This window comes from Sorangium sp. So ce385 (assembly GCF_051474135.1).
Lineage (GTDB): Bacteria > Myxococcota_A > Polyangia > Polyangiales > Polyangiaceae > Sorangium > Sorangium cellulosum_D.
Genome location: NZ_CP150337.1, coordinates 4842252 through 4855653, shown reverse-complemented (window position 1 = coordinate 4855653; position 13402 = coordinate 4842252). Strand labels below are relative to the sequence as shown.

7 protein-coding genes are annotated in these 13402 nt (G+C 74.4%); 3 read left to right on the top strand and 4 right to left on the bottom strand.

Going from position 1 to position 13402, the window contains the following annotated elements; translation table 11 throughout:
* Positions 1-117: 117 nt before the first annotated feature.
* Complete coding sequence (locus tag WME83_RS17805) at positions 118-3660, top strand: protein kinase domain-containing protein (protein ID WP_437320478.1); 3543 nt, start codon at positions 118-120, stop codon at positions 3658-3660.
* A gap of 39 nt (positions 3661-3699) precedes the next feature.
* Here WME83_RS17805 and WME83_RS17800 read toward each other — a convergent pair whose 3' ends face one another.
* On the bottom strand, positions 3700-4392 hold the full coding sequence (locus WME83_RS17800) for a hypothetical protein (RefSeq protein WP_437320477.1): 693 nt from the start codon (positions 4390-4392) through the stop codon (positions 3700-3702).
* A gap of 425 nt (positions 4393-4817) precedes the next feature.
* Here WME83_RS17800 and WME83_RS17795 point away from each other — a divergent pair, with 425 nt between their 5' ends.
* Positions 4818-6821: a PAS domain S-box protein gene (locus WME83_RS17795; protein ID WP_437320476.1), complete on the top strand. Its 2004-nt coding sequence runs from the start codon at positions 4818-4820 to the stop codon at positions 6819-6821.
* Positions 6822-6831: 10 nt separating this feature from the next.
* Here WME83_RS17795 and WME83_RS17790 read toward each other — a convergent pair whose 3' ends face one another.
* From WME83_RS17790 to WME83_RS17780, 3 genes are all read right to left on the bottom strand, one after another.
* A complete protein-coding gene (locus WME83_RS17790) occupies positions 6832-10404 on the bottom strand; it encodes a protein kinase domain-containing protein (RefSeq protein WP_437320475.1) in 3573 nt (1190 codons plus the stop codon).
* A 197-nt stretch (positions 10405-10601) separates the two neighbouring features.
* Positions 10602-11474, bottom strand: coding sequence for a fibro-slime domain-containing protein (locus WME83_RS17785; protein ID WP_437320474.1), 873 nt, complete (start codon positions 11472-11474; stop codon positions 10602-10604).
* A gap of 234 nt (positions 11475-11708) precedes the next feature.
* Entirely contained in the window at positions 11709-12569 is an 861-nt protein-coding gene (locus WME83_RS17780; RefSeq protein WP_437320473.1) for a hypothetical protein, read from the bottom strand.
* Here WME83_RS17780 and WME83_RS17775 point away from each other — a divergent pair.
* Positions 12552-13274, top strand: a complete 723-nt coding sequence (locus WME83_RS17775; protein ID WP_437320472.1) for a hypothetical protein — start codon at positions 12552-12554, stop codon at positions 13272-13274. The two genes, WME83_RS17780 and WME83_RS17775, sit on opposite strands and share 18 nt — an antisense overlap.
* The last annotated feature ends 128 nt before the right edge of the window (positions 13275-13402 follow it).

Here is a 13402-nt window from a genome sequence, read left to right as displayed (position 1 = left end):
TAGCATCGCTCCGCGGAAGCGACACGACGAACTGGGGCCGAGCGACCTCGGGCCAGCCGGGCGAGATCGAGTCTACCGGGCCCGGCCGGCACGGCTATCATCGGACCGCTCACCGCCATGTCCGAAGAAGGGTTCTTACCGGGCACGATCCTGGCCGGTCGCTACCAGGTCCGCCGCGAGCTGGGTCGCGGCGGCATGGGGGTCGTCTATCTGTGCCGCGATCTCGTGATCGACGAGCGCGTCGCCGTGAAGCTGCTCGACCGGCCGGGCGCGGCCGCGCGCCCCGAGGACGCCTGGTGGTTCCAGGAGGAAGCCCGGGCGCTCGCCGGCCTCTCGCACCCGGCGCTCGTGAAGGCCCGCGACTTCGGGGCGCTCAGCAACGGGACGCCTTACCTCGTGATGGACGCGGTCCCGGGGAGGTCGCTCCACGAGTGGCTCTATCTCGCCCGGCTCGAGGACCCGCTGCCCTGGCCGATCATCTGGAGCGTCATCGACCAGGTCCTCGGCGCGCTGGCCCACGCGCACGCGCGCGGGGTGATCCACGGGGACCTGAAGCCGTCCAACGTCCTCGTCGACCTCCAGCACGGCGGGGAGCCGCCGCTCGTGCACGTGCTCGACCTCGGGCTCGCCTGGCTGATCCAGGACCGGATCGATCACCGGCTCGACGGCTCGCGGGAGAGCGAGCCTACCGTGCGCTGGGGCGCGGGCACCCCGGGCTGGATGGCGCCGGAGCAAATCCGCTTCGCGGCGCCCCACGTGGGGCCCCCGACGGACCTCTACGCCCTCGGCTGCATCCTCTACGCCCTGCTCGCCGGCGGCGAGGTCTACGACGGCACGAACGACGAGCTCCTCCAGCAGCACCGGAGCGCGCCGATCCCGGACCTGCCGCTGCCCCCGGAGGTGCCGAGCGACGTCGCGAAGTTCGCGAAGCGGCTGCTCGCGAAGCGGCCGTGGCACCGCTTCGATTTCGCGGGCGACGCGCGGCGGGTCTGGAAGCGGTTCGAGCCGCGCAGCGACGTGAACGTGACCGCCACGCCGCTGCCGCTCGCGCTGCTGACGACCGGACGGCTGCCGCCGAGCCGCAAGGAGCTGCTCACCCCCGAGCTGATCGAGCCTCCAGACGACGACCCGCCGCCGTCGGTGACGACCACCGGCCTGCTCGCGCTCCGGCCGAGCCCGTTCGTGGCCCGGACCGGCGAGCGGGCGCGCCTCATGGAGGTCGTCGCCGAGATGGTCGACGCGCCGAAGGCGATGCACCGCTTCGTCCTGCTCGCGGGCGAGGCGGGCGTCGGCAAGAGCCGGCTGGCCGAGTGGCTCTGCGAGGAGGTCCACGAGCGGGCGCTCATGGTGCCGCTCCGCGCGCGCTACCGGCGGATCGCGGCGCCGCTCGACGGCGTCCTCGGCGCCGTGACCCAGCACTACCGGCTGGAGCGGGCCGAGCGCGAGATCGTCGAGAAGGTGCTGATGAACCTCTGGGAGGTGCCGCCCGAGGACGAGGTCGGCAAGACGTGGGTCGCGGCGACCGCCGAGTGGATCAAGCCGTCGCCCCCCGGGAGCGAGGCGGTCGGCCCGACGGGGAAGCGCTTCCGCCTGGACCGGCCGGAGCTGCGCTGGCTGATCATCCGCAAGACCCTGGAGCGGATCGGCCGCGATCGGCCGGTGCTGCTCTGGCTCGACGACCTGCACTACGCGTCCTCGACGACGTTCGAGGGGCTCCTCACGCTGCACCGGGACGCGCCGAACCTCGGGCTCCTGGTCGTGGCGACGGTCCGGAGCGAGGCGGTCGAGTGCGACCCGGTCGCGGCGAAGCGGCTGGAGGGGGCGCTCGCGGCCTACGGCGGGGAGCGGCTCGACGTGGCCCCGCTGAACCCCGCGCAGACGCACGCGCTGCTCCGCGAGACGCTGCCGCTCGACGACGCGGCGGCCGAGGCGGCGACGGCCCGCAGCAAGGGCAACCCGCTGTTCGCGCTGCAGCTCCTGCACGCGTGGGCGGGCGGCGGCCACCTCCAGCTCCGCGCGGGCAAGTACTTCGTGCCGAAGGCGTCGATGGCCGTGCAGGCCGCGACCACGGCCGACCTGTGGGAGGAGCGGCTCGCGGCCCTGCCCGAGGAGCTCCGGGCCGGCGCGCGCGCCGCCGCGGCGCTCGGCGGCGACATCCGGCGCGAGATCCTGCGCGCGCTGCTCGCGTCGCTCGACATCGCCGCGGACCGCGCGATCGCGGCCATGCAGCGCGCCCAGATCCTCCTCGCCGTGGGCGATCGCCTCCGCTGGCCGCACGCGCTGCTCCAGGAGCACCTCCTCTCGCAGCTGTTCCTCGAGCCCGACGCGGCCCGCGTCTTCCGCGCCGCCGCCGACGCGCTCGGCGCGCACCCGTTCGCGTCGAGCCGCCGCATCCTCCGGCACCGGGTGGTGAGCCTGCTGCGCGCGGGCGACACCGACGAGGCGGCCGCGCTCATGCACGCGCACGTGGCGGCGCACTGGCAGAGCTCGCGCGACATCGCCGCGACGCTGCGCGATCTCGCCGTGCTCGACGGCAAGCTGCCCGGGGGGAGCGACTCGCGCCCGGGCCTCCGGGGCGCGGAGGCGCGGCCCGTGCTGACCGGGACGCGGCTCGGGACGCAGCTGCGCTTCCGGGCCGAGGCGCTGCGGCTGGCGGGGCGGCTCGACGAGGCGCGGCGCGACGCGGAGGACGCGCGGCGCATCTTCGAGCACGCCGGCGACCGGGAGAACCAGGCGCACTGCCTGCGCCTGCTCGGGCACATCGCGTCGGACGTCGGCGCGGAGGCGCAAGGGCGGCGGCTCGTGGCGCGCGCGCACGCGATCTTCGACGAGATCGGCCACCGCCACGGGCAGGCGCAGTGCGAGGTGCTGCTCGGGGAGATCGACTACCAGCTCGGGGAGCACGCGCGGGCGCGGGCGGTGCTCGCGTCGGGGGAGGCGCGGTTCCTGGAGGTCGGCGATCGGCTCGGGCGGGCGCAGTGCCTGCTGCTCCAGAGCATGGTCGAGCAGGCGGGGGCGCTCTCCGAGGCGGCGCGGTCGCTGCTCACGACCGCGCGGGCCGACTTCGACGCGATCGGCTACCGGCTCGGGCTCGCGCAGTGCGACCTGACGCTCTCGCACGTGGATCATCGCCTCGGCGACTTCGACGCGGCGCGCGCGGGCGCGCTCGCGGCGCGGCAGAGCTTCCGCGATCTCGCGAACCCGCGCGGCGAGGCGGGGTGCGAGCGGCTGCTCTCGATGGTCGCGCTCGACGCGGGCGCGCCCGAGCTCGCGGAGGAGCACGCGCTCGCGGCGGGCAGGATCTACGAGACGCTGGCGGACCCGTGGGGGCTGGTCGAGGCGCGGCTCCTGTTCGCGCAGATCGCGCTCCACCGCGGGGACGCGGAGCAGGCGCGCGAGCACCTCGTGGCGTGCGAGGCGGTGGCGCTCGCGGAGGCGGAGCCGCGGCAGCACCGGCACCTGACGCTGGCGTGGCTCGCGTACCACGAGGGGCGGTTCCACGAGGCGGCGCGCGAGCTCGACGCGGCGCGGGCGTCGTTCAAGGACAGCCGGACCGGGGACCACACGCCGCAGCTCCTGGAGCGGTTCGCGCGGATGGGGTGGCCCAAGCCGGCGGGGACGCGGATCAGCGGGTGGATGCGGACGCTGGCGCTCGCCTGACGCGAGCGGGGACCCCGAGCGCGTGCCCCCGCCGCGTGACTAAAGCGGGAGCCAGAAGTCGGGGCCGAAGAGGCGGCGCGCGGCCTCGATCGTGCGCAGGGCGCGCGGGAGGTCGAGCTTCGCCTGGTGCTCGGCCAGCTGCACGACGTATGGGATCCAGAGCGGCCGGCAGACGACGAGCGCCGCGAAATGGAACTCCGCCTCGTCGGTCTGGCCGAGATCCACCGCGACCCGCGCGAGGATCGTGTGCACCGGGACCGGCGACCCGAGCGGCGCGATCGCCGTCGCGCAGCGGCGCACGCTCTCCGCCGCCTCCTCGCTGGGATGCCGGCGGAACTCCTGGAACGCCTCCTCGAGCTCGTGCTCGTCGCTCACCTGCTCCGGCAAGTGCTCCGTGACGAGCCGCTTCCAGTGCTCGACGAACGGCAGCTCCGCGAGCGCGCTCGACCTGTCGGCGTGGGCGAGGAGCAGATCGGCCTCCTTCCAGTCGCCCGCCTCGCGCGCAAACTCGAGCCCGGAGACGACCCGGGCCTCCTCATGCAGCCCGGGCTCCTTCGTCATGAGCCAGCGCTGCCAGTAGAGCGCGCCGCGGAACGCCACGCGCGCGAGCGGCTCCTTGCCCTCGGCGCGCTTCGCCAGCGCCGCATCCATGAGCGCGCTCTTGTGCCGCTGCACGTCGTCGACCACGAGGCTCGCCGGCCAGGCGCAGAGCCCGCACGCCTCGGAGATCATCGCGCCCACCTCGCGCCGCACGAGAACCACCCGCCAGCGGGCCGCGCTGAAGGAAACCTCCCCGACACAGAGCAACGCTACCACGACGCGCGCGGCACGCGAGAGGTCGTCGCCGGCAAGTGGCAGGCAGACAACACGCGCGGCCGCCCGACGCGACGGCCGCGCGCGCCGAACCGGGCGAGCTGCGCCGAGGCAGGCGCGCCGCGCCGGCGCGGGCGACGTTCGGGGCAGCACGGCCGCGGGACGTCGCCCGCGGAGCGAGCGGGCTCATGATCCTCGATCTCCACCGAGGCTTCCTGCACAATGGGCCGTTGGCGGCGGCGACGGAGGGGGGGCGCAGGCGGCCGCTCGAGGTGCGGATTGGCGATCGAGCTCGAGAGGACAACCCGGCACGAGGGCGCTCCCAGCGCCAGGCGGCGCCGACGATGAGCCATCGTGATCTTTACCGCGCCGCGTTCGAGGCGGCCGAGGACGCGCTCCTCCTCCTCGAGGACGGGCGCGTGATCGACGCCAACCCGAGCGCGGTGCGGCTGCTCGCCGGGCCCGAGGTGGGCCTGCTCGGGCGCGAGCTCACCGGGCTCTCGCCGCTCCTGCAGCCCGACGGACAGGCCTCCGCCGAGGGCCTGAAGCAGCGGATCGAGGCGGCGAGCCGCGGCGAGCCGCAGCGGTTTCGGTGGCTCTACCGGCGGCCGAACGGGGGCTTCATCCAGGCCGACACGCAGCTCGCGAAGCTCGCGCTGGCCGACGGCTCGGGGCCGATCCTGCGCGCGGTGGTGCGCGAGGAGGACAAGGAGCAGCGCCGCCTCTACGCGCTCGCCGTCGACATGCTCGGCATCGCGACGCTCGACGGGCGCTTCAAGGAGCTCAGCCCCTCGTGGGAGCGGACCCTCGGGTTCAGCCGCCAGGAGCTGATGGCCCGGCCGTACGTCGAGTTCATCCACCCCGAAGACAAGGCGCGCACCCTCTCGGAGACCGACACGTTCTCCACGGGCGCGCAGACGCTCACCTACGAGAACCGCTTCCGCTGCAAGGACGGCTCGTACCGGTGGCTCGAGTGGAACGCGATGCTCGCGCTCGACGAGGGGCTCGTCTACTTCGTCGTCCGCGACGTCACGCGGCGCAAGAGCGCCGAGATGGCGCTCCGCGAGTCCGAAGAGAAGCTGCGGGCGCTCTACGAGGGCATCCCGCACGTCCTGATCGTCGCCGACAAGGACGCGCGGATCGTCTCCGTCAACCGGACACACCCGGGGCTCGCTCCGGAGAGCGTCCTCGGCCGGACCATCTACGACTTCACGTCGCCGGAGTACCACGCGACCCTGACGCAGGCGCTCGACACCGTGCTCAAGTCCGGCGGCCGGGCGCACTACGAGGTGGTCGGCCTCGGGGCCAACGGCGAGCGAGCGTGGTACGCGAACCACGCGAGCCCGATCCGGGGCGCCCAGGAGGTCACGAACGTGCTCATCGTGACCGAGAACATCACCGAGCGCCGGCGCGCCGAGGAGCAGCGCCGGGAGAGCGAGGCGCGGTTCCACGCCGCCGTCGAGGCCAGCATGGACGCGTTCCTCACGATGACGTCCCACCGCGACGAGGGCGAGGAGGTCGCCGACTTCGTGATCACGGGCCTCAACGCGCGCGCCGCGGCGATGCTGTCGATGCAGCGCGAAGCGCTCCTCGGCCAGCGCCTCTCGGAGCTCCAGCACTCGACCGAGGCCGGCGTCCTCCTCGACAAGTGCCTGCGCGTCGTCCGAAAGGGGGCGCCGCTCGAGGAGGAGATCCTCCTGCCCGCGCCCCCCGCCCAGCCGTCGCGCCCGCGCGTCTGGGTGCACCACCAGATCGTGCCGATCCGGGACGGCGTGGCCGTGACGATGCGGGACACCACCGATCGCAAGCGGCTCGAAGACCAGCTGCGCCAGTCGATCGAGCGCCTCGAGGCGTACGCCGAGGAGCTGGAAGGCAAGAACCGGATGCTCGCCGAGGAGAACGCCGAGCGCGAGCGGACCGCGAGCGTCCTGCGCCAGCAGCAGGAGGCGATCCGCGCGCTGTCGACGCCGATCATCCAGGCGTGGGAGGGCGTCCTCGTCCTGCCGATCATCGGCGCGCTCGACAGCGGCCGGGCCACGCAGATCATGGAGAAGCTGCTCGGGGAGATCGTCCGCACGCAAGCCCACTTCGCCGTGCTCGACCTGACCGGCGTGGAGGACGTGGACGGGCCGACGGTCGACCACCTGCTCCAGGTGGCCCGGGCCGCGAGCCTGCTCGGCAGCCGCTGCCTCGTCTCGGGCATCTCCCCCGGCGTGGCGCAGGCGATCGTCGAGCTCGGCAGCGACGCGCGGACCTTCGAGACGTTCGGGGAGCTGGAGGACGCCCTGCGCCACGCGCTGCGCGTGTCCGGCGCGCGGCTGCCGAGGCTGCGGCGCGAGGCGCGCTAGCGACGCGCGCCTAGGCTTCCTCGGCCGCGAGCTCGTCGCAGAGCTCGCTGGCCCGCGCCGCGTGGCGCGCCGCCGCGGCGCCCTCGCCGATCGCCGCGGCGTACGCCGCCGCGCGGTCGTACGCCGCCGCGGCGGCCCGCAGATCGCCGCCCCGATCGTAGTGGTGCGCGAGCAGGGCCGCGCCGTCGTCGCCCAGCGCGCGGTGCTCGAGCCAGTCCGCGACGAGCAGGTGGATCCGCCGCCGGACCTTGAGGCTCAGCATCTCGTACGCGACCTCGCACGTGGCCTGCTCCGTGAACACGTACTCGCGCTCGCCGGGGAACGACGCGGGGGAGCGGAGCCGGATCAGCTGGCGATCGCACAGGCGCGCGAGCAGCTCGGCGGTGGACGCGCCGGCGCCGTGCCGCACCGAGAACGGCGGATCGAGATCCTGGAGCTCGGCCAGGATGCGCTCGCTCGACATGGGCGAGCGCGCCTGCGGGGCGTCGTTCCTGAGCCGCTCGACCGCGCCCTCCCAGAAGGTCCGGCCGACGACGGCCGCCTGGACGAGGATCCCGCGCGCGTCGGCGTCGAGGCGGTCGAGGCGCGCCTGGACGGCGCCGTGCACCGAGGGCGGCAAGCTCAGCGCGCCGACCGCGCCCTCGTGGACGCGCCACGCGCCGTCCTGCGCCTCGATCGCGCCGGCGTCCACGAGGAGCTGGAGCATCTCCTCCACGGTGCGCGGGTTGCCCTCGGCGCGCTCGGCGAGCGCGCGCACGAGCTCCGGGTCGAGCTCGGGCGCGCCGCGGAGCCGATCCCGGATCATCTCCTCCGCGTGCCGCCGCGCGAGCGGGAGCGCGTCGACGCGGACGTAGGCCTCCTTCGCGATGCCCCAGTCCGGGCGGCGCTCGTAGAGCTCGGGGCGCGCGGCGCACACCACGCAGAGCGGCAGCCCCTCGGCGTGCGCCACGAGCTCCTCGATGAGGTCGAGCGTGGCGTCGTCGGCCCACTGGAGGTCGTCGCACACGATCAGGACCGGCGTCCGCTCGAGCGCGAAGGTGACGAGCTGCGCGAGCGCGGCGGCGATCCGGCGCTTCGCCAGCACGCTGCCGCGCGCCGCGGCCTCGAGCAGCCCCGCGGGCGCCGGCCGCGCGCCCAGGATGGCCGCCAGCCGGGCGAGGATGTCCTCGACGTCGCTCGAGCCGCTCGACGTCGCCAGCGACGGGGACGGATCGAGCTCGTCGTCGTCCTCGTACCGCACCGCGCCGGCCGCCCTGCGCGCGTTCACGGTCGAGCTGACCGGCCCGCGCAGGGGGACCGCCGACGCGCGCGTCACGATGGGCGACGCGCCCCCGAGCGCGGCCCTCGTCCCCGCGCCGGCGGCCTCCCGCTCGGCGCGGGCGCGGGCGCGCGCGGCCCGCAGGCGGAGCCAGCGCAGGCCCAGGCGCAGCTTGCGCAGGATGACCTGGGCCGGGTCGGCCTCGTGGATCCCGAACCAGCGGCGGAGCAGCGCGCCGGCCAGCCCGTAGCTCGTCTCGCGCGCGAGCGCCGAGCACTGCGCCGAGAGGACGAACGGCGCGTCGGGCGGCGCGGGCGCGGCGGCGCGCCCGGACGAGGGCGCGCCGGACGCCGGCCCGCCGCCGAGGCCCGCGGCGAGCTCGGCGAGCACGCGCGTCCGGCCCACGCCGGGCGCGCCGACCAGCGTGACGAGGCGCGGCCGCCGCTCGTGGAAGGCGGTCTCGACGAGATCGCGCAGGCGCTGCATCTCGGCGCCGCGCCCGACGAGGCGCGTCGCGAGCCCGTGGAAATCGGCCGGCGCGAGCCCGTGGCTCGGCGGGGCCTCGCCGAGCACGCGGTAGATCGGCAGCGCCGCGCCGCGCGCCGCGGGCTCCGCCGGCGCCGCGCGGGCCGCGCTCGCCTCGACCGGCTCGACGCGGAAGCGCCCGAGGACGAGGCGGTGGGTGTCGCGGCCGATCACGATCGCGCCGCGCGGCGCGAGCTGCTGCAGGCGCGCGGCGCCGTCCACCGCGTCGCCGATGACGGCGAGATCCTGGCGCGCCGAGCTCCCGGCGCCGACGAACACCCGCCCCGTCGAGATCCCGATCCGCACCGAGAGGCGGACCGTCCGCGCCGCGCGCGGCAGCGCGAGGCGCGGGATCGCGGCCTGCGCGGCGAGCGCCGCGACGATGGCCCGCTCGGCGTCGCAGTCGGTCGCGCGGGGCACGCCGAAGACGGCCATGACGCGCCCGCCGATGGGCCGCTCGACGATCCCGTGCATCTGCTCGACGTGCTCCGCGAGCGCCTGGTAGCAGCGATCGACGACGTCCTTGACGTCCTCGGGATCGAGCCTCGACGAGAGCGCGGTCGCCTCCGAGAGATCGGCGAACAGGACGGTGCAGACGCGGTGCTCGCCGCCCTCGAACGGGACGACGCCGCGGCCCCTCGGCGCGCTCCGCTCGGGGCCCACGCTCCCGCGGCCCCCGCTGCTCTCCGGGGGCCGCCGCTGCGGCCGCGACGGCGGCGGCAGCGACGGCGGCGGGACCGAGAGCGCGGGCGGCGGCGGCAGCGGCGGCAGGTGGAGGGCGGCGAAGTCGAGCAGCCCGTCGTCGTCGACGGGGTCGGCGGCGTCGGCGCCGCCGGGGCCGAACGCGGGCGCGCGCAGGGTGTCGCGCGCCACCACGACGACGCTGGAGCGCTGGGCCGCCTCGAGGGCGGACCACATCTCGCCGAGGTGGCGGAACCGCTGCGACGGGTTGATCGCGAGCGCGCGGCCGAGGACCGCCTCGACGTCGGAGCTCGCGCTCACGCCGCGGGCGCGGAAGCTCGGCCGGATCGACTCGTCGCTCGAGGCGACGAAGAGCTGGATGACGTCGCCGCCGGAGAGGGCGGGCTGGCCGCTGGCGACCTCGATGAGGATGAGGGCCATCGCGTAGACGTCGGTCCACGGTCCAGTGGCGCCGAACCGCGGGCTGAACTGCTCCGGCGCGCCGTACTGCGGCGTGAAGGCGCGGAACGTTCGCCCCGTCTGGACGAGCGCCTCGGCGAACGTCGGCGTCTCGGAGAAGACCTTGGCGAGGCCGAAGTCGAGGACCTTCATGCGGTCGCCGAGCAGGAACAGGTTGGCCGGCTTGACGTCGCGGTGGGACACGTTCTCGTCGTGGGCGACGGCGAGCGCGGAGGCGACCGGCGCGAGGAGCTTGATCGCCTCGGTGAGGCTCCTCGGCGGCGCGTTCTCGGCGCGGCGGCGCCGGAGGTCCTGCTCCAGCGTCTCGCCCTCCAGCCACTCCATGACGATGTACGGCGTCCAGGGGCCGTTCGGCGCGGCCGCAGCGCCGATGTCGAGCGCCTGGACGATGCCCATGGTCCGGCGCGAGAGCTGGTGGAGCAGGCGCGCCTCTTCGCGGAACTTGGCGAGGAAGGCGTCCTGCTGATCAGGGCCCAGGCCCGTCGGGATCTTGAGGCATTTGACGGCGACCGGCGCGTCGAAGCCGAGGTGCCGGGCCCGGTAGACGACGCCGAACGCTCCCTCGCCCGCCAGCGCCTCGACAGCGAACTGACCGTCGATGATCGACCCCACCCAGCCGAACGGGTCGCTGGCCTGCATCGTTGCCTAGGCTACCTGTTGCGCCGAACCACGAGCAAGGTGGCAACGGCGGCCGCTCCAGGGGGAAACGGGGGGCGGTCGGCGCGAGCCGCTGGGCGGGATACGGCGCGGGCGGGGCGGTGAGCCGAGGAACGCGGACGGTGGGAAATGAAGGGCGCTGTGGGCTGAGGTCGCGCCGGGTCAGTGGACGACCGAGCTCAGTTGATGACCGGGGTAAAGCAACCGATGGACGTGTCGATGCGGAAGTTCGACTCGGTCGTGCGGCGCTCGGCGAAGAAGAAGTCGAGCGCGTACGTGTTGCCCGGCGTGATGCCGAGGTCCTGCGCGCGCTCGTCGAGGTCGATCGTCGCGCTCTCCGGCTTGTGAATACCGCCCAGATCGATCGCGAGACGGCCGTTGATGAAGGTGAAGAGGTCGTCGTCGCCCGAGAAGGTGAACACCTCGCCACCCTTGTATTCGAACGTGGTGTGGAGCTCGAGCGTGAAGTGATAGTTGTGGCGCCGGTCCTCGTTGCCAAACCCCATGTCGTCGATCGGGAAGAAGTCGGCATCGTCGTACGTGGACGTGCCGTTCCCGTTGTCCACGAGCGAGATGGATATCTGGATGGCGGTGTTCACGTCGGGCACGTCGCGGAACCACTGATCGAAGGCCTCCTTGCCGGTCGTGGTCAACGTGCCCTCGCTGCCGCCCGCATAGACCGGCTTGCCGTCCGCGCCGAGCTGAGCCTCCACGATGCCCCGGTCCTCCCCGGGCCGGGCCTCGAAATCCGGGTGCGTATCCTTGAAGTCGCGCACGATCGCGATGAGCTCGCTGCCGCAGGCGTCGCCGCCCGCGCTCGGGTCACCGCCCGAGCTCGCGCTACCCCCGATGTCGCCGAAGGGGTCCTGCCCGATGTCGCCGCCGCTCGCCGTCCCGTCGCCGCCGCTCGCCGTCCCGTCGCCGCCGCTCGCCGTCCCGTCGCCGCCCGAGGCAGCGTCACCAGCGTCGCCGGTCCCCCCTCCACACGCGGTCGCCGCCACGAGGGCCACGCACGCCGATACTGCCACCACCATCCGCCGATAAGCCATCATGTCTTGCCCCTCTTCCCAGCCGCCGGAAGCCATCGAATCCGCATGGAACGACGTCGGAGACACCGCGTCGCCAGCTTCCGCCCCTGTGCGCGGGGGTGGGTGGAACGGGTCAAATTTTTATTCAACAAAATGACCGGCGTTCCCGGCCGCAAAAATACAGCTGCCTCGTCCATCCCTGGTGAGCTGCTCGTCGGAGGCTCCTGCGCTGGATCGCCGAGCGCCCTCGGCGCCTGCTCATCGCGCAGGAACGCCGAAGAAGTAGTACCCCTTGCCCCACAGCGGGAAGTCGTAGGTGCCGTACTCCCACGCGAACGCGTCCCCGAGCGGGGCGACCATCTCGCGCAGCTCGGCCTCGGTGTAGACGCGGAGCGTGCTCACCAGGCCGTCCCATACGCTGGCCGCGGCGGCGATCGGGGTCGCCCACGTGAGCCACGCTTTCGCGGCCCGGGAGCGGCGCGCGAGCAGCGGGTTCGCGGCGAGCGCGGCGACGCCGACCGGGACCATCGGCAAGAAGCCGAGCGGGTTCCGCTCGAAGCCCTCGGACAGGAAGATGCCGGACGAGCCGCGCACCGCGTCCGCCAGGATCGCCCGCGCGAGCTCGGGAGAGAAGTGGTGGAAGGCGTTGATCATCAGCCGCGCGCGGCCCTCGGCGAGCGCCCGCGGGATGCGCGTCGCGTCCACCGGCGAGGGCTCGAAGGCGACGAACGCCGGGTGCCGCGCGGCCGCCGCCGCCCACGCCTCCGGCTGCGGCAGGAGGTCGGTGAGCACGAAGCGCGGCGGCGCCGCGCCCGCGCGGAGGAGCTCGTCGATGAGCACCTCCGACGGCCCGGCCGCGCCCGCGCCGAGCTCGATGACCTCGGTCGCCCCCGAGGCGGCGACGAAGCGCCGGAACGGCGCGATCAGGCCGCGCAGCATGCCGCCCCAGCGGATCGTCCGGCTCAGCGACTCGATGATGAGCTCGCGCAGCGGACCGGGAGACCACGATGAATCGTTCCACTCGAAGAGCGACAGGCGAGGCAGGGCGCGCGGCATCGGTTCACCGTCGACCGCCGGAGGCCGCGGCGCCATCCTGAACGCATGAACTTCCTGCTTCATCGCCACCTCGCCGCGCGCGACCTCGGCTCGGTCGCCGCCGGCGCCGGCGCGATGCTCCCCGACCTCTGGCGCATGGCCGACCGGCGCGTGAAGCCCGCGCGCGCGCCCGAGCCCCCCGCCGCCCCGGCGCCCCGCCTCGCCGAGGTGCTGGCCGGCATCGATCACCACGTCGCCGTCGACCGCTGGTTCCACGCCGCCCCCGTCTTCGTGGAGGGGGAGCGCCGCCTCGCCGAGGCGCTGCGCGGCGCCGCGCTCGGCGCGCCGCGGCTCGCGCTGTTCGCCCACGTGCTCTGGGAGATGTGCCTCGACGGCGCGCTCGTGCGCCGGCTCGGCCTCGCCCCCCTCCTCGACGACCTCCGCGCCGGCCTCGCCGCCATCGACGGCCCCCCGACCGCGGCCGCCGCCTCGATCCACCATTTCGAGCGGCGCGCCCCCTCCCCCGCCGCCGCCCTCGCCGATCGCCCCGCCTTCGAGGCGCGCCTCCGGCGCATCTGCGACGAGCTCGCCCGCGGCCCCTGGATCGCCGGCTACCAGGACGGCGTCGGCCTAGCGTTCATGCTCTCGCGCGTGCGCTCTCGCTTCGGCATGCCCCCGTTCACGCCGGAGCAGCACGACCGCCTCGCCGCGCTGCTCGACGCCCTCGCCGGCGCCGCCGACGACGCGCTCGACGACCTCCTCCGCACGGCGCCGATCAGCGCTGGTTGATACCGCGTCGCCCGGCGCCGTCCCTGGTTGGAGGAGAGAGGGAACCACACAGGCACAGAGGGCACAGAGGGGAGAGAGGAAACAACAACTCTCTTCTCTCTCCTCTGTGCCCTCTGTGCCCTCTGTGG

Coding starts and splice junctions, on each gene's coding strand:
- WME83_RS17795 (WP_437320476.1), top strand. CDS start 4,818: ATGAGCCATCGTGATCTTTACCGCGCCGCGTTCGAGGCGGCCGAGGAC.
- WME83_RS17780 (WP_437320473.1), bottom strand. CDS start 12,569: ATGAAGCAGGAAGTTCATGCGTTCAGGATGGCGCCGCGGCCTCCGGCG.
- WME83_RS17805 (WP_437320478.1), top strand. CDS start 118: ATGTCCGAAGAAGGGTTCTTACCGGGCACGATCCTGGCCGGTCGCTAC.
- WME83_RS17800 (WP_437320477.1), bottom strand. CDS start 4,392: ATGATCTCCGAGGCGTGCGGGCTCTGCGCCTGGCCGGCGAGCCTCGTG.
- WME83_RS17775 (WP_437320472.1), top strand. CDS start 12,552: ATGAACTTCCTGCTTCATCGCCACCTCGCCGCGCGCGACCTCGGCTCG.
- WME83_RS17785 (WP_437320474.1), bottom strand. CDS start 11,474: ATGATGGCTTATCGGCGGATGGTGGTGGCAGTATCGGCGTGCGTGGCC.
- WME83_RS17790 (WP_437320475.1), bottom strand. CDS start 10,404: ATGCAGGCCAGCGACCCGTTCGGCTGGGTGGGGTCGATCATCGACGGT.